The organism is Bradyrhizobium neotropicale (genome assembly GCF_001641695.1).
Lineage (GTDB): Bacteria > Pseudomonadota > Alphaproteobacteria > Rhizobiales > Xanthobacteraceae > Bradyrhizobium > Bradyrhizobium neotropicale.
Window position 1 is genome coordinate 1 of record NZ_LSEF01000032.1, and the last position, 15,990, is coordinate 15,990.

Genomic DNA, 15,990 nt, shown 5'->3' on the forward strand with positions numbered 1-15,990 from the left:
TGTCCAGACCGAAGACATCGGTAACAGATCGTACCTAAGACATAGGTGACAACCTCGTGCCGAGCGGGTTGCCGATTGGTTGCAAGGTCATTTACTCCAGGTCGATCCCGCCGACGCGCAACGCATCCGATTTGGTGTGTTACGGCGAGACGCGTTCATGGCATGACCATTATTGCTCGGTCCGCGCTTTCGCCGTCAACCCCGCGCGGCAAAGGCCGCGCCCCTGCGGGCTTCGGGGGGGTGACGGCTCAGCGCGGCCAAGCAACTGGCCACCATGCCAAGAATGCAGGAAAGCGCGTCTCGGTCAGAGCGCCGAGGCCGTACTTGAGACATGGGTGGCGGGCTTCGGGCCGAACGGGTTGTCGAGGGGTTGCAAGGTCTTTTGCTCGAGGTCGAAGTAACCGAGATCGTAATGCATGAAGCTGACGAGCCAAATGCCGTCGTCGACTTCCTTGATGCCGAGCTTCTGGCCGGCCAGCACGGTGGAGATGTTGATCTTCTTGCGATGGAGGCAGAGGCGGCCGCAGGCGGTGATGACACCGTCGCGGTCGTGGAACGGATATGTGAGTTCCGGCAGACCATCGTAGCGGCGGGTTGAGGCTGTGTAGAGCTCTCCGGGGCACTTCATGTCGAGCGCCTCGTGGGGACGTTCAGAATTGAACTCGCGGAGGAAGGCATCGAAGCGTGCCTGCTGCTGCAAGCTGTTGAACCCCGGCGGCCGGGTGGCCTCCTTCTTCAGCGTGAGATGCATGCGCTCGTGACGGCCGTTCTGCTGCGGATGGCCCGGCTTGATGCGTTCGATCGCAATGCCGAGTCTGAGCCACCACACCGACAGCTTCGAGAGGTTGAACAGCGCGTTTGGACTGGCAAAGGGCACGCCATTGTCGGAGCGGATGGCAAAGGGCAGACCGCGCTCGCGGAACAGCCGTTCAAAGGCAGTAATGGCAGGATCTTCCCGCGTGGAATCCAGCGCTTCACAGAGCAGCAGGAAGCGCGAGGCATGGTCGGTGACGGTCAGCGGATAGCAGTATCGGCCATTGCCGAGCTTGAACTCGCCCTTGAAGTCGGCACACCACAGATCGTTGGCAAGCGTGCCCTGCGACAGCGGCGTGCCGTGCGCGCGGTGGCGCGGCACGCAGCCGCGCTTGACCAGGCCATGGCGGTCGAGGATCGCATGGATGGTGCTTTTGGCCGGCACCCGGACGTCGCCGTCGAGCCGTCGCACCAGGAGCTCGCGGATCTTGCGGGCGCCCCAGTGTGGCTTCTCGCCCTTCAGCCGAACGATCAGGGTCTCGACCTGCTGCGGGAGCTGGTTGGCGTAACGGATCGGCCGCCTGGAGCGGTCGCTTAACGCTTCAAGCCCGTGCTCCTTGTAACGATCGAAAATCTTGTAGCCAGTTTTGCGGGAGATGCCGAACTCCCGGCAGACCTCGGCCATGGCTTCTCCATCCAGAAGCCGGGCGACAAAGCGAAGGCGCTCTTCCATTACCGAACTCGCTTTCCACGGCATCCACACCTCCCGCAGAACAAAAGCGGAAAGTGTAACCCATGTGTCCGGTACGTTCTGTCACCTATGTCTCGGGCCGCTCAGGATGCGCTCTTGAAGAGGCCCGGCAGCCTGAGGCTGCCGGGCCTCCTTCTCGTTTTGGAACTGAGCAAGCCGAGGGCCCTTGCGAAGTCGGCGGCGGGCTTTAAGTTGGTCGCGTATGAAAATTCGGCGAGCACAAGCCGATGTCGGGAGCGCTGCCCATGTCCACCAGGCCTAAATTGCCGGAACGTTCGTCGCGGGCGACGGCAGGGCCCAGTGCACTGGATGGCCTGCTGGTCGTGGATTTCACGCGGGTGGTTGCCGGCCCGGCGTGCACGCAGACGCTCGGCGATTTCGGCGCGAACGTGATCAAGATCGAGAATCCGGATGGCGGCGACGACACGCGCGCCTATGAGCACGCCCAAATCGGGGGTGAAAGCGCAGCCTATCTCAGCTTGAACCGGAACAAGCGCGGTATCGCTCTCGATTTCGGTGTACCGGAGGCGCGCGAGGTCGCGCGCGATCTGATCCGCAAGGCGGATGTGGTTGTCGAGAATTTTTCAAGCGGGGTCATGAAGAAGTTCGGCCTCGACTATGAGGCGGTCGCGCCGAGCAATCCACGACTGGTCTACTGCTCGATCTCGGCCTACGGACGCAGCGGACCGTTCGCCTCGCGTCCCGGTTTCGACCCCATCACGCAAGCGGAAAGCGGCTTCATGTCGCTCAACGGATTCGCGGACGGTCCCGCGGTTCGCACCGGACCGCCCATCGTGGACATGGCGACGGGCATGGCCGCATGCAATGCCATCCTGCTGGCCCTGCTTGCGCGGGAGAGGCTTGGCCGCGGGCAGCATGTCGAGGTCGCCCTGTTTGACATCGCCATGGCGATGACCGGCTTCTATGGCATGGCCTATTTGATTAACGGCCAGAACCCGGGACGGTTCGGCAATTCGCCGAACGGGTCTCCCACCGTTGGCGTCTATGAGGCATCCGACGGGCCGCTCTACATGGCCTGCGCCAACGACCGGCTGTATCGCCGCCTGGCGGTCGAGGTGCTGAACCGGCCCGATCTCATCTCCGATCCGCAATTCGCCACGCGGAAGGCGCGTTCCGAGAACAAGGAGCTCCTGCGCGCGGCCATTGCGGAGGTCTTTGCGAGCGACAGCCTCGAGAACTGGATGGCGAAGATGAAGCTCGCCAATATCCCGGTTGGCTATCTGCGGACCGTCGAGGAGGGGTTCAACGCTCCCGAAGCGCGCGAGCGTCATCGCTTGAGCCGGATTCCGCATCGTACGGCAGAATGGGTGCCCAACATCGAGCCGCCGATAGCCATGAGCTTGACGGCGGCGGTAGATCCGATTGCTGCACCGCTGTTGGGCGAGCATACGGAGGACGTCTTGCGTGATACGCTTGGCTATGATGAGCGCAGGATTGCGGAGTTGGTCGGGAAGGACGCTTTTGGCACGCGCAGGGTCCCGACGCCGGTCTGAACCGAACGCTTGGTCTGATTGGAGGTTGCGGTTTGCGTACCGTTAAGCTTGCGTTAGCTTGATTTGGCGAGGTTCCCGCCGCATAACTATCTCGAAGCGAGGGACATGAATGGCGCCTGGTCGAGAGCCGAGCACGGGCCAGCCTACAGGGCCGGACACCGATGAACGTGCCTATGCGGCAATGATCGCAAGTGCCCGGGCGCTCCTGCCGCAATTGCGCGAGCGCGCAGCCCGGACGGAGGAGTTGCGGCACCTGCCGCCGGAGACCGAGCGGGATCTACACGATGCGGGCCTGTTTCGGATGCTCCAGCCCAAGCGCATTGGCGGCGCCGAGCTTGATTATGTCGCCCTGATCGACTGCGCGGGCTTGCTCGGTCAGGCGGATGCATCGGTTGCCTGGAATCTCGCCAACCTGGCAAGCCACCATTGGATGCTCGGCATGTTCGAGCCCAAGGCGCAGGATCTGGTCTGGAGCAAGGATCCAGACACGCTGATTGCGTCGTCGTTCATCTTTCCCGCCGGCCGCGCCACGAAGGTCGAAGGTGGATACCGGCTGCACGGGAGCTGGCCGTTCTCCTCGGGCGTTGCCTCCTGTGCATGGAACATGCTGGCAAGCATCGTTTCGTCCGATGATGAGGCGGACGGCATCGAGTACCGGATCTTTTTGCTTCCCAAGAGTGACTACAAGATCCTCGATACCTGGAATGTCGCCGGGCTGCGCGGCACTGGTTCATGCGACGTGGAAGTCAGGGATGCCTTCGTTCCCGATCACATGACGGTCGCCGTCGGCGACCTTGCCGGCGGTCGGACACCGGGAAGCAAAGTCAATCCCAATCCGCTCTACGCATTGCCGGTGTTCTCGCTATTTCCTTACGTCCTTTCCGGGGTTGCGCTTGGCAATGCGCAGGCGTGTCTCGACGACTATGTCGAAGTCGTCCGTCATCGCATTTCGACCTACAACCGCGCCAAGCTGAGCGACTTTCAGAGTACCCAGGTCAAGATTGCGGAAGCCTCTGCCAAGATCGACGCTGCGCGTTTGATCATGCGTTCGGCGTGCGCCGATGCCATGGAGGATGCGCGACATGGCCGTAATCCGGGTATGGCCATCAAGACCAGGTATCGGCGTGATGGCGCCTTCTCGGTCAATCTGTGCACCGACGCAGTCTCGATGTTGTTTGCGGCGAGCGGGGCGCGCGGCTTGTTCACGACGGGCGTCCTGCAGCGACAGTTCCGCGATGCTCACGCGATCAACTCTCACCTCGCGTTCAATTTCGATGCGGCCGGAACCAACTACGGACGTGTGGCGCTTGGCCTGCCATCCGAGAATCTCACGCTGTGAGGCCGGCCGATGAATGATCTACCAAAGCAGCCGGCCGTACGCGATCCCGCCAACGAATTCGCGAGCGACAGCTCGCCGATCGATCCTCGCGATTTTCGCAATGCGCTCGGCACCTATGCAACCGGCGTGACGATCATCACGGCCGCGGCGCCGGACGGCAAGCCTTACGGCCTGACGTGCAACTCGTTCGCCTCGGTCTCTCTGAATCCGCCGTTGGTCCTCTGGAGTCTCGTCGTCTATTCGTCGAGCCTGACCGTGTTTCAGAACGCCAGCCATTTTACCGTCAACGTGCTCGGTGCTTCGCAACAGGCGCTTGCCAACAAATTCGCCAAGTCCGCCGATAACAAGTTCGCGGGCGTCGACTGGACGCCGGGCCTTGGCAACGCTCCGGTCCTCGCCGAAAGTATCGCGAACTTTCAATGCCGCTCCGTCAATCGCTACTATGGCGGCGACCACGTGATCTTTCTCGGCGCTGTGGAGGCGTACGCCTATAATTCGAAAGAGCAGCTGCTCTTCGCGCGTGGGACGTATGGTCGATTCACCGCCGATCATGAACCCAAGAAGTCGTCATAAGGCGCTTCAATGGCATGCTCGTCGGCTCAGCGATTGGCTGCGGACAGCTTGTAGATCTCGATGGCGTCGGCCTCCGCGCCACGCGCGGCCTTGGCCAGCCTGAAAAGCTGCCCGGCGAGCGTAGCCATCGGCACCGGCGTTGATGTTGCCTGCGCGACGTCAGCGATCGTATCGAGGTCCTTGAGCATCGTCGCGATGTGGCCCAGCGGTGGCGAGTGGATTTCCTGGACCATCCGCGGCACGAAAATCTGCAGCGGGATCGAATCCGCAAAGCCGCCGGCGAGGGCTTCGGGCAACCGGTTTGCGTCAATTCCCGCGTTCACGGCAAGGCGCGTCGCCTCGGCGAGAACGGCCATCGCGCATCCGACGATTACCTGATTGCAGAGTTTCGTGGTCTGGCCTGCCCCGATCGGGCCCATGTGGGTGAACCTGCGTGCCATCGCCAGCACATAGGGCCGCGCCCTCTCGATGTCGTCTGCTTCTCCGCCGGCCATGATCGCGAGCGTTCCTTCCTCCGCGCCCTTGGTGCCGCCTGACACCGGCGCATCGATCCAGCCCGCGCCGTTCGCGGCTTTCAACCGGCTGGCCAGGTCGCGTGCGGAATCCGGATGGATCGAGGAGAAGTCGACCACGAGCTTTCCGGCGCCGGGTGCCGCTGCAAGGCCCTCGGGACCGAAGATCACCTCTTCCACGGCGGCGGCATCCGTCAGGCACGTGAAGACGATGCCCGCGGTTGCCAAGACGTCGCGCGGCGCGGCCGCTCGTTTGGCGCCGGCCTCGATCAGCGGAGCGAGCTTGCCATGTGAGCGGTTCCAGACGGTGACCTCATAACCGGCATTGAGCAGGCGGCGGGTCATGGGTGTCCCCATCAGTCCGAGGCCGATGTAGCCGAGCCTCTCGACGCTCTGCGGGTTTGTTCTGCTTGATTCAGCCATTGGTTGCTCCTTCTATCGCAGCGGCACCATACATCGCATATGTTGACGCGAAAGCGGGGCGGCTTGCATGGCTTGCCTGGGTGTTTGAACCATGAAACATTTGGGGCGGTCGGGTTGGGTGGCGCCAGTCGGCGCCGAAGCAGCGGAGTGGGCACGATGCGAACCGTTTCGAGGTGGATCCTGGCATTGGGGGCCGCCGCCGTGGTGGCGGGCGCAAGCCCCTCGCGGGCGCAGCAGACGATCCGTGTCGGCTGGACGATCCCGGCGGAGGAGTCCAAATACTGGATGATGCGCCGCCCGGCCGAATTTCCCGATATCGGCAAGACCTACAATATCGAATGGACCCAATTCCAGGGCACCGCGCCGATGACGCAGGCGCTCGCGGCCGGCGCGCTGGATTGCGCGACGCAGGCGCCGCTGTCGCTCGCCAATGGCGTGGTCGGTGGCAATCTCAAGGCCTACATCGTGGCCCAGCACGTCTTCGAAAAGCCCGGCGGCTTCTCGGTGTACTGGGCGGTCATGGACGACTCGCCAATCAAGACGATTGCCGATCTCAAGGGTAAGACGGTCGGAATCTCCGTGATCGGGGGCGGCACGCAGGGGCCGTTCAATCTGCTCTTGAAGCAGAACGGCGTCGACCCGGCGAAGGACATCAAGCTGGTCGAAGTCGGTTTTGCCGTCTCCGAGGATGCGCTGCGCCAGGGCCGTGTCGATGCAGTCAACATGAACCAGCCGTTCGCCGCGCGTGCGGAGGCGAAGGGTGGCACCCGAAAGCTGTTCTCGCTGTCTCAGGCTATGCCGAACATCGTGCACATCCTGGAGGCCTGCCGCGCCGATTTCGTCGACAAGAACCCGGAACTGGTGAAGGCCTATGTGCGCGATATCACCTCGGGCATGAAGAAGGCGCTCGCAAACCGTGAAGAGACGCTGAAGGTGGTCTCGGAGGTTCTGAAAGCGCCCGTTCCGGTGCTCGACACCTATCTGCTCAAGGACAATGATTTCGGCCGTGACCCCGGCGCTGCACCGAACTTTCCCGCTATCCAGAAGATGCTGGACATCTACGCCGACACGGGAATGCTGCCGAAGCTGGATGTCGCGCAGTTCAAGCACCCGACGATCGTCGCGCCGCTGCAATAGGCGATCAGGCTGTTCGTTGATCAAGGAGATCGCGACGTCCGGCATATCCGGGACGTCGCATGAAGACGATGCACGTATGAAGAAATTGCGATCACGGGTCACGAGAGAAGGTTTGGACCGAGCGCCACATCGTGCGTTCATGCGCGCGATGGGTCTGGACGATGCAGCTCTCGCCAAGCCGATGGTGGGCGTCGTCAGCATGAAGGGCGAGCAGACGCCCTGCAACATGACCCACGATTTCCAGGTGGATGCGGCCAAGGCCGGAATCGAGGAAAGCGGCGGCACACCGCGCGAGTTCTCGACCGTCTCCGTCTCCGACGGCATCAGCATGAATCACGAGGGGATGAAGTTCTCCCTGTTTTCGCGTGAGTTGATCGCGGACTCGATCGAGGCCGTCGTCCAAGGCCTCGCTTACGACGCTCTGATCGGTTTTGGTGGCTGCGACAAGACGCTTCCTGGCGTGATGATGGGAATGGTTCGTTGCAACGTGCCATCCATCTTCATCTATGGCGGCAGTGCGCTGCCGGGCCGTCTGGACGGCCGGATGCTGACGGTGCTGGACTCTTATGAAGCCGTCGGCAGCTTCATGACAGGGGAGATCGACGCGGTCACGCTCGAGCGGATCGAGCGCGCCTGCCTGCCGACCATCGGTGCCTGCGCTGGCCAGTTCACTGCGAACACCATGGGGATGGTGTCGGAGGCGATGGGCCTCACCATTCCCAATGTCTCGATGGTGCCCGGCGTCTACGCCGAACGCGCCCAGATATGCCGACGTGCCGGCCGGCTGGTGATGGAGATGCTGGAATGTGGCGGGCCACTGCCGCGCGACATCGTGACGCGGAAAGCGCTGGAGAACGGCGCCGCGATCGTCGCGGCAACTGGCGGCTCGACCAATGCCGCTTTGCACTTGCCAGCGATCGCGAATGAAGCCGGCATCTCGTTCACGATCGACGACGTCGGGGAGGTTTTTGCCAGGACGCCGCTGATCGGAAATCTGCGGCCCGGGGGCACGTATACGGCGAAGGACGTATACGACATCGGTGGCGCGGCTGTCGTGATCCGAGAGTTGATTCACAGCGGGCACATCGATGGGAGCTGCCTGACCGTCACTGGGCGCACGCTCGCCGAAGAATACGGCGCAGCCAACGCGCCGGATGGAGAGGTTGTCTATCCAACCCGCGCGCCGATCATGCCCGATGGGGGCGTGGCGGTGTTGAAGGGGAACCTCTGTCCGGACGGCGCGGTGATCAAGGTCGCCGGTCTGAAGAGCCAGTGCTTCGAAGGCGTGGCGCGCGTCTTCGAGGACGAAGAGTCCTGCGTCGAAGCCGTTCGCAACCGCAGCTACAAGGCCGGCGAGGTTCTGGTGATCCGCAATGAAGGGCCGGTCGGCGGTCCCGGCATGCGCGAGATGCTCGGCGTCACCGCGCTGATCTATGGCCAGGGCATGGGCGAAAAGGTCGCGCTGATCACGGATGGGCGGTTTTCCGGTGCGACCCGCGGCATGTGTATCGGCTATGTGTCTCCGGAAGCGTTCGTGGGCGGCCCGCTGGCGCTCGTGCGCGACGGCGACAGGATCCGGATCGACGCGGCCGGCCGCCGCATGGACTTGCTGGTCGACGAGCCGGAACTTGCGACACGACGACGGGATTGGAAACCGCGGCCGCCACGACATCGTGCCGGAGCGCTCGCGAAATACGCGCGGCTGGTTGGCCAAGCGCCCGGCGGAGCCGTCACGCATGAGGGCCCGGCGGAATGGCCCTGGTTCGAATGACTCGTCGCGGCTCGCGTGAAAACGGCGCGCCGCTTGGCAGGTTTCTTGCTAAGCTCGTGCCGCTGATGGAGAACATTCAGCAGGTCGGTCGCGCGATAGTCGCACACGGGTGAGGCGAGAGACGGAAATGAAGGTGACGCCTTCGAGATCAAGCGAAATGGCGGAGCCCGTGGCGACACGAAAGCCGGCTTCCTCGATCATCGAGATCGAGCATGTCTCGCAGATATTCCAGACGTCGGCGCGCAAGGATCATCAGGCCCTATCGGACATCTCCCTGACGATCGAAGAGGGAGCCTTCGTCTCCATCCTTGGTCCGTCCGGCTGTGGCAAGTCGACGCTGCTCTACATCGTCGGAGGCTTCGTCAGTCCAACCGGTGGCGCGGCGAAGATGAAGGGGAAGACGATCGCCGGGCCAGGCCCGGATCGAGGACCGGTGTTTCAGGAATTTGCGCTGTTTCCTTGGAAGACCGTGCTGGGCAATGTGACGTACGGGCCGCGTCAGCAAGGTATGTCGGCTAGCGAGGCGGACGCGCAGAGCCGGGCCCTTATCGAAATGGTCGGTCTCAAGGGTTACGAGAGCTTCTATCCCAAGGAGCTGTCCGGCGGCATGAAGCAGCGCGTCGCGCTGGCCCGAACGCTTGCCTATCATCCCGAAGTCCTGCTGATGGACGAGCCTTTCGGCGCGCTCGACGCCCATACCCGGACACGCCTGCAGAACGATCTTCTGAACATCTGGGAACGTGATCGCAAGACCGTGCTGTTCGTGACTCACTCGGTCGACGAAGCCGTCTTCCTCTCAGACAAGGTCGTGATGATGTCGAAGTCTCCCGGCCGCATTCGGCAGGTCATCGACATCGATCTGCCAAGGCCGCGTCGCCGCAACGAGCTGCTGCTTGATCCGCGTTACCAGAAATACGTCGTCGATATCGAGCGCATGTTCGACGAGAGCGACGAAGTCGGGTCTCGCTCATGATGCCGCCGACAACCCTGGCCCGACGCGCTGCTCCGGTGCTTGCCTGCATCGGGCTGTTGGCGCTGTGGCAGGTTGCCGCCCTCGCACTGAAGAACGACAGCTTTCCGACCGCGATTGAAGCGATCCGGGCGATCCCGTCAATTCTTGGCGACAAGGAGGCCCTGATCAACATCATCGCATCGCTCCGCCGCATGGCGATCGGATTTGGCGTCGCGGTGTTTGTCTCGATACCGCTGGGCCTCATGATGGGCCGCAGCCGGGCGGTTGCGGCTTTCTTCAATCCGCTTCTGATGGTGATCTACCCGGTGCCAAAGGCGGCCTTGATGCCCATCATCATGCTGTGGCTGGGTGTCGGCGACATCACGAAGACGCTGGTGATCTTCCTCGGCGTCAGCCTCCCGGTCATCTATCACAGCTTCGAGGGCGCCAAGGCCGTCGAAGAGAAGATGCTGTGGTCCGGGGCGGCCATGGGGCTTTCCGCCGCACAACGCATGGTCTGGATCGTGCTGCCGGCGTCGCTGCCGGAGATATTGACCGGGTGCCGCACCGGACTCGTGCTGGCACTGATCACGATGATCACCAGCGAGATGATCGCCCGTCAGTCAGGGGCCGGCAACATCCTCTTCAACGCACTCGACATGGGGCAATACGACACCGTCTTCGCCATGATCATCATCGTGGGAGCAATGGGAATTGGCCTCGATGCGCTGTTCGAACGCGTCCGCGCGAAGCTCGTGCGGTGGTCTGAGCCCCAGTTCGACATACCCTTGAGCTTCTCATGACTTCGCGCCTTTCCCCCATAAATGTCATCCTTGGGCTCGCGCCGATCGCGCTGTTGATCGCAGTTTGGCAAGGCCTCGTGTCATTCGGTGTTGCGCCTGCGACCTTGCTGCCGCCGCCCGGATATGTCTTCGGTCGCCTGCTCCAGCAGCTCGTGACTGCAACGTTCCAGCAAGAGATCGCGGCGACCTTGGTCCGGCTGTTTGCCGGCTTTGCAATCGCGGTCGTGCTCGGCGTCAGCATCGGCATCGCGGCCGCGGCCAGTCCCGCGATCAATGCCGCGGTTCGGCCGATCGTGCGCGTTTTGGCGCCGCTGCCCAAGGTCGCGCTTTATCCAGCGTTGCTGCTGTTGCTTGGTTTCGGTCACGGATCGAAGATCACGCTGGTAACTGCGGACGCATTGTTCCCCATTTTGCTGTCTACCTATTATGGTGCCTCGACGGTCGAGCAGAAGCTGATCTGGTCAGCCATGGCGGCGGGAACGCCGCGCTATGAAATCCTCTTCAAGGTGGTGCTGCCGGCGGCGATGCCGTCGATCCTGACCGGCTGCCGGATCGGCCTTGTCATTTCCTGCATCGTGGTGTTTCTGGCCGAAATGATCACGTCGACGGACGGGCTGGGTCACGTCCTCGTCACGGCGGCCCGCACGTTCCAGGCCGTCGACATGTTCGTGCCGCTGATCACGATCTCGCTGCTGGGTTTGATCCTGAATGGTCTGTTGGGGGCTGTCCGATCGTACCTCTTGCGGGGCTTCCCCGAAGCGTGAACTGACCGAACAAAAAACCAGAACACCGGGAGTGGACCATGCTGGCAGATCGCATCGAGGCAAAATGGATCGACGCATTTTGCGAGATTTTTGAGCGATGCGCCGTCAAGGCCGGCGACACCGCCGCCATCCTCTCGGAGACCCAGTCGCGTGCATTGAATGTGCATCTCGCTGAGCTCGCTTTGCTGCGCATGGGGGCGCGGCCGTTCCATGTGGTCGTGCCGACCCCGCGCAACCGCCACATTGTGCCGGTGCGCTCGACAGGGGCGAGCGAGGCGATCCAGCGGCTGACGCCGGTCGTTAGCGCGCTTCAGCAAGCCGGCTTTGTGGTGGATTGCACTATCGAGGGTCTGATGCATGCAGTGGAGACGCCCGAGATCCTGAAATCGGGTGCGCGGATCCTGGTGATCTCCAACGAGCATCCTGAAGCCCTGGAGCGGATGGTGCCGGATCCCGCGCTCGAGAAGCGCGTCCGGGCGGCAGCCAAGATGCTGCGCGGAACCAAGCGCATGAGGGTCACGTCGAAGGCCGGGACGGCGCTCGACGTCGATATGCTGGGGGCTTCGACGGTCGGCGTGTGGGGCTGGACCGACAAGCCCGGCACGCTGGCGCACTGGCCGGGCGGCATTGTGGTCAGCTTTCCCAAGAGCGGGACGATCAATGGCACGCTGGTGATGGCGCCGGGCGACATCAATCTGACCTTCAAGCGCTACCTGACCTCGCCGGTGAAGATGACGCTGAAGGACGACTATGTCGTCGAGCTGGAAGGCGAGGGCACGGACGCCGCGATGATGCGGTCCTATCTGGCCGCGTGGGGCGATCGCGAAGCCTATGCGGTCTCGCATGTGGGGTTCGGCATGAACCCGGGCGCACGTTATGAAGCTCTGTCGATGTACGATCAGCGTGACACCAACGGCACCGAGCTGCGCGCCGTTTCCGGCAACTTCCTGTTCTCGACCGGAGCCAATGAATTCGCGGGACGCTACACGGCGGGCCATTTCGACCTGCCGATGATGGGAACCACCATCGAACTCGATGGCGTCGCGGTGGTGCGGGAAGGCGTACTCCAGGATGTCTTCGGCTAGTTGCGATCGAGCACGGGCGGTCGCGCCAGTCTGAAGTGCCGAAGCAGGTCGACCATGGCCTTGAGCCGTTCGGTGCGATAGGCGTCGACATCGAGGCCGGAATAATCGAGGAAGCCGGCGCCCGTGCGCAGGCCGATCCTGCCCTCGTTCATGTTGCGCGAAATCACGTCGGGCGCCCGATAGCGGTCGCTGCCGAGGGCACCTTCGAGGTAGCGGCTTGCGTAGTAGAGAATGTCGCCGCCGCCCCAGTCGATGAATTCGAGCAGCCCGAGCACGGCATAGCGGAAGCCAAAGCCGTAGCGGATCGCCTTGTCGATCTCCTCCGCGCTGGCGACGCCTTCCTCGACCATGCGTGCAGCTTCATTCATCGCAAGCGCCTGGATGCGCGGAACAATGAAGCCGGGCGTTGCCGCGCAGACGACGGGGACCTTGCCGATCTCTTCGAGCAGCCTTTTGACCGCGTCGACGATTGCAGGGTCGGTTGCCGCGCCGGGCGAAACTTCGACGAGTGGGATGAGATAGGCCGGATTGAGCCAATGCACATTGAGAAAGCGTCGGGGATGCTCGATTGCGCCCGATAGATCGTCGACGAGGATCGTGGACGTCGTGGACGCAATGATCGTATCGGGGCCCACGTGACGTGAGGCGGACGCCAACACCTCGCGCTTGAGTTCGACAACTTCTGGGACGCCCTCGAAGACCATGCCGGCGTCGGACAACGCCGCACGGCTCTGACCGGCCGGCACTACCGAAACCCGCTCGATGAGAACATTCGTGTCCGTCTCGGCGATCAGCCCCAGACTTGCAAGACTGGCGAAGGTCTTTCTGACCTCGCCGACCGCGTCCGCCTCCAGCTTGGCAAAGTCCTCCGCGGGACGATCCTTCACGTCGATCATTTTGACCGTGTGCCCCGCGTAGGCGAACGCGACGGCGATGCCTCGTCCCATGCGGCCGGCCCCGAGGCAGGCGATGTTGGCACGGATCGTCATGAGCCAAACCCCTTGCGCAGGAGTTTTTGCAACTCGGCTTTGCTGAAATCGTCGAGAGCCAACGTTTTGAGCGTTCGGCCATCATGCGCGAAGTCCTCGCCGCAGATCGCACCGCCGATCGCCAGAAATGCGCTGGCAAGCGGCGTAGGCACGCCCGCCAGCCCGGCAACGGAGACGAGGAGCGAAAGTCCGAGCCGCAGATCCTCGCGCATGTAGCGGTGCTCGGTCAGCACGATCCGTTCGCGCCAGTCGCCGGAATCGGTCAGGCGGTCATGCGAGCCGCGGCCATACATCCAGATCTCGCCTTCCTTGGCGTAATGATGAGCAAGCGGGAAATGCGGTGCGCCGTATCCGAGAGCTTCGCGCACCGCCATTCGCTCGGCATCCAGCGCATCGGTGACCCGCCGGATCGAGGCTTGCGTTCCTTCCTTGTGGATGTCCCAGCGATCGAAATGCTCGATCGGGCCCGCATTCATCACGATCAGGGGCGGGTGGATGATGGGGCCGGCATTCATCAGGGCGCCCGAGAGCGCGTCTCCGCACGGCTCGATCACGCCGGGGAAGGCACGTCCGATCACCTCAAGCGCATGCGGCGCCTGGTCGAGCGGAAACACGCCGACCGGCAGACGTTTGGCGCGGATCGTGATCGCGACCTCGAACGGTCCGTGCTTGCGGGTCAGCCAGGGCAGCGTGCCGGTTTCGGCAAAGCTCACCTCGGCACGGTTGCCGGCATCTCTCCCGGCCTGGGCAAAGATCATCGAGCCGAATGTAGCCGGGGGCAGAAACACGACCTGCCCGTCTTGCAGGTGCGGAGCGAGCAGGCGGGCAATATCAGACTGCGCGAAGGCGGGGGCGGGGCACAGCACCAGCTCTGCGCCGCCGGCAGCTTCGGCAATGTCGGTCGTGACCAGCGCAAGCTTGACGTCGTGGCGACCGTTGTGATCATTCACCAGGATGCGGGAGCCGGCGGCGCGGTGTGCAGCGACCTGATCCGCATCGCGACGCCAGAGTCGAACCTCATGCCCCGACAGTGCAAAGTCGCCAGCGGCCGCGAAAGAGCCATTGCCGCCGCCCAGAACCGCAATCTTCAAGATGTCTCTCCTTGCGTGCGCGACTGGGCATCAAGCTGCTTCAGCAGGAAATGCTGAACCTTGCCCAACGCGGTACGCGGCAGGTCGGTGACGAAAATGATGTCGCGCGGAACCTTGTAGCGAGCAAGCTGGGCCTGAACGTGCGCTCTCAATTCGTTCGGCTCGAGTCGGCAGCCGGGCCGCCGGATCACATAGGCGACCGGAACCTCGTCCCAGCGCGGGTCCGGCCGGCCGATGACGGCGCATTCGCTGACATCCGGATGTTCCAGCAAGACCCGTTCGACCTCGGCCGGATAAACGTTCTCGCCGCCGGAAATGATCAGGTTCTTCTTGCGGTCGCGGACCCAGAAGTAGCCATCCGCATCGCACAGGCCGATATCGCCGGTGCGATACCAGCCGTCGTGCAGGGCATCGCGGGTGGCATTCGCATTGCCCCAATATTCGAAGAACACATTGGGACCGCGCACTGCGATTTCTCCCGGTGTGCCCGGCGGCACTTCGGCGCCGGCTTGATCAATCACCCTGGCTTCGCAGCACAGGCCGGCAAGACCAGTCGATCCCGCGCGCGAAAGATCGCCGCCAAGTCGCGTGTAGACCGCGATGGGGCAGGTTTCCGTCGAGCCGTAGACCTGAAGCACGGGAACGTCGCGTGCGACGATCTGATCGATCAGATGCGGCGGCACGATGGTCGAGCCGGTCGCGACAGCTTTGAGGGACGATAGATCGGTATTCCCCCAGGCTGGATGATCGCTGACGGCCTGGATGATCGCCGGTACCATCACCGTGAGTGTCGGGCGATCGCGTGCGATGGCAGCGAGTGCCGTATCCGGAGTGAAGCGTGCGTGGATCGTGACGGTAGCGCCCAGCTGAAGCGCCGGTGTGGTCTGAATGTTGAGCCCGCCGACATGGAATAACGGCAATACGGTCAGCACGTGATCGTTGGACGTCATGTTGTGCATGTGTTGGCTCATGACGCCGTTCCAGAACAATGCCTCCTGACGCAGCACTGCGCCTTTCGGCCGTCCCGTCGTTCCCGATGTGTAGACGATGAGCAGCGGGCAGGAGAGATCGGTATGCGGATTGCGTCCGCCACCGTCGCCAGATGCCAACAGATATTCGAATGTCCTTCCACGAGGCGGCGTGAAGTCGAACCCGACAACGGCCATTCCCGGTGAAGCGCGCTCAAGCTCAGGCAGAACGCCGCCAAAAGCCTGCTCGAGCACCAGAACTTTCGCACCTGCATCTAAGAGAATGAAGAGCTGCTCGGCGACGGCCAGCCGCCAGTTCAATGGCACCAACATCGCGCCGAGCCGCGCGCATGCGTAGAGCAGAACGAGATAGTCCGGCCGGTTCAGGCTCAGGATCGCGACGCGGTCGCCACGGCCGACGGCGAGTTGATTCTTCAATGCACGGGCTGTGCGATCGATGCGCGCGGCGAACGCCGCATAGCTCAGCCTCTCCCCTTCAAAGGCAATGGCGGTCTTGTCTGGTGCAAATGCCGCGTTGCGTTCGATCAGACTACAGAGATCCACC

The 15,990-nt window shown here is 62.9% G+C and carries 14 protein-coding genes; 9 read left to right on the top strand and 5 right to left on the bottom strand.

The window, feature by feature from the left end; all coding sequences use genetic code 11:
- Positions 1 to 304 precede the first annotated feature (304 nt).
- Positions 305 to 1,510, bottom strand: coding sequence for an integrase core domain-containing protein (locus AXW67_RS07705; RefSeq protein ID WP_063677366.1), 1,206 nt, complete (start codon positions 1,508 to 1,510; stop codon positions 305 to 307).
- 239 nt (positions 1,511 to 1,749) lie between these two features.
- Here AXW67_RS07705 and AXW67_RS07710 point away from each other — a divergent pair, with 239 nt between their 5' ends.
- The 3 genes from AXW67_RS07710 to AXW67_RS07720 all read left to right on the top strand — a co-directional run bounded on the left by AXW67_RS07710 (position 1,750) and on the right by AXW67_RS07720 (position 4,930).
- Positions 1,750 to 3,018, top strand: coding sequence for a CaiB/BaiF CoA transferase family protein (locus AXW67_RS07710; RefSeq protein WP_063677441.1), 1,269 nt, complete (start codon positions 1,750 to 1,752; stop codon positions 3,016 to 3,018).
- Between the two features lie 109 nt (positions 3,019 to 3,127).
- Entirely contained in the window at positions 3,128 to 4,357 is a 1,230-nt protein-coding gene (locus AXW67_RS07715) for an acyl-CoA dehydrogenase family protein (RefSeq protein ID WP_063677377.1), read from the top strand.
- Between the two features lie 9 nt (positions 4,358 to 4,366).
- On the top strand, positions 4,367 to 4,930 hold the full coding sequence (locus tag AXW67_RS07720; protein ID WP_063677378.1) for a flavin reductase family protein: 564 nt from the start codon (positions 4,367 to 4,369) through the stop codon (positions 4,928 to 4,930).
- A 26-nt stretch (positions 4,931 to 4,956) separates the two neighbouring features.
- Here the strand turns inward: AXW67_RS07720 and AXW67_RS07725 are convergent, their stop codons facing one another.
- The gene (locus AXW67_RS07725; RefSeq protein ID WP_063677379.1) at positions 4,957 to 5,865 is read right to left on the bottom strand and encodes an NAD(P)-dependent oxidoreductase; all 909 of its coding nucleotides are present in this window, start codon (positions 5,863 to 5,865) and stop codon (positions 4,957 to 4,959) included.
- A gap of 156 nt (positions 5,866 to 6,021) precedes the next feature.
- Between AXW67_RS07725 and AXW67_RS07730 the strand changes: the two genes are divergently transcribed.
- The 6 genes from AXW67_RS07730 (at position 6,022) to AXW67_RS07755 (ending at position 12,377) form a co-directional block, all read left to right on the top strand.
- On the top strand, positions 6,022 to 7,002 hold the full coding sequence (locus AXW67_RS07730) for an ABC transporter substrate-binding protein (RefSeq protein WP_063677442.1): 981 nt from the start codon (positions 6,022 to 6,024) through the stop codon (positions 7,000 to 7,002).
- 76 nt (positions 7,003 to 7,078) lie between these two features.
- Positions 7,079 to 8,773 carry a dihydroxy-acid dehydratase gene (gene ilvD, locus AXW67_RS07735; RefSeq protein WP_063677443.1) on the top strand — a complete coding sequence of 565 codons (1,695 nt, stop codon included), beginning with the start codon at positions 7,079 to 7,081 and terminating at the stop codon, positions 8,771 to 8,773.
- Positions 8,774 to 8,900: 127 nt separating this feature from the next.
- Entirely contained in the window at positions 8,901 to 9,746 is an 846-nt protein-coding gene (locus AXW67_RS07740) for an ABC transporter ATP-binding protein (protein ID WP_063677380.1), read from the top strand.
- Positions 9,743 to 10,528 carry an ABC transporter permease gene (locus AXW67_RS07745; RefSeq protein ID WP_063677381.1) on the top strand — a complete coding sequence of 262 codons (786 nt, stop codon included), beginning with the start codon at positions 9,743 to 9,745 and terminating at the stop codon, positions 10,526 to 10,528. Before AXW67_RS07740 ends, AXW67_RS07745 begins: the two co-directional genes overlap by 4 nt.
- The gene (locus AXW67_RS07750) at positions 10,525 to 11,292 is read left to right on the top strand and encodes an ABC transporter permease (RefSeq protein WP_063677382.1); all 768 of its coding nucleotides are present in this window, start codon (positions 10,525 to 10,527) and stop codon (positions 11,290 to 11,292) included. Before AXW67_RS07745 ends, AXW67_RS07750 begins: the two co-directional genes overlap by 4 nt.
- 38 nt (positions 11,293 to 11,330) lie before the next feature.
- Positions 11,331 to 12,377, top strand: a complete 1,047-nt coding sequence (locus tag AXW67_RS07755) for a 2,5-dihydroxypyridine 5,6-dioxygenase NicX family protein (protein WP_027551018.1) — start codon at positions 11,331 to 11,333, stop codon at positions 12,375 to 12,377.
- Here the strand turns inward: AXW67_RS07755 and AXW67_RS07760 are convergent.
- From AXW67_RS07760 to AXW67_RS07770, 3 genes are read right to left on the bottom strand one after another with little or no spacing between them, the layout of a single operon-like run.
- Positions 12,374 to 13,366 (bottom strand): 3-hydroxybutyryl-CoA dehydrogenase, encoded by a 993-nt coding sequence (locus AXW67_RS07760; RefSeq protein ID WP_063677383.1) that lies wholly within the window; start codon positions 13,364 to 13,366, stop codon positions 12,374 to 12,376. The genes AXW67_RS07755 and AXW67_RS07760 overlap by 4 nt on opposite strands.
- On the bottom strand, positions 13,363 to 14,457 hold the full coding sequence (locus AXW67_RS07765) for an NAD/NADP-dependent octopine/nopaline dehydrogenase family protein (protein WP_063677384.1): 1,095 nt from the start codon (positions 14,455 to 14,457) through the stop codon (positions 13,363 to 13,365). The genes AXW67_RS07760 and AXW67_RS07765 overlap by 4 nt, the downstream gene beginning before the upstream one ends.
- A complete protein-coding gene (locus AXW67_RS07770; protein WP_063677385.1) occupies positions 14,454 to 15,989 on the bottom strand; it encodes a class I adenylate-forming enzyme family protein in 1,536 nt (511 codons plus the stop codon). Before AXW67_RS07770 ends, AXW67_RS07765 begins: the two co-directional genes overlap by 4 nt.
- Position 15,990 lies beyond the last annotated feature (1 nt).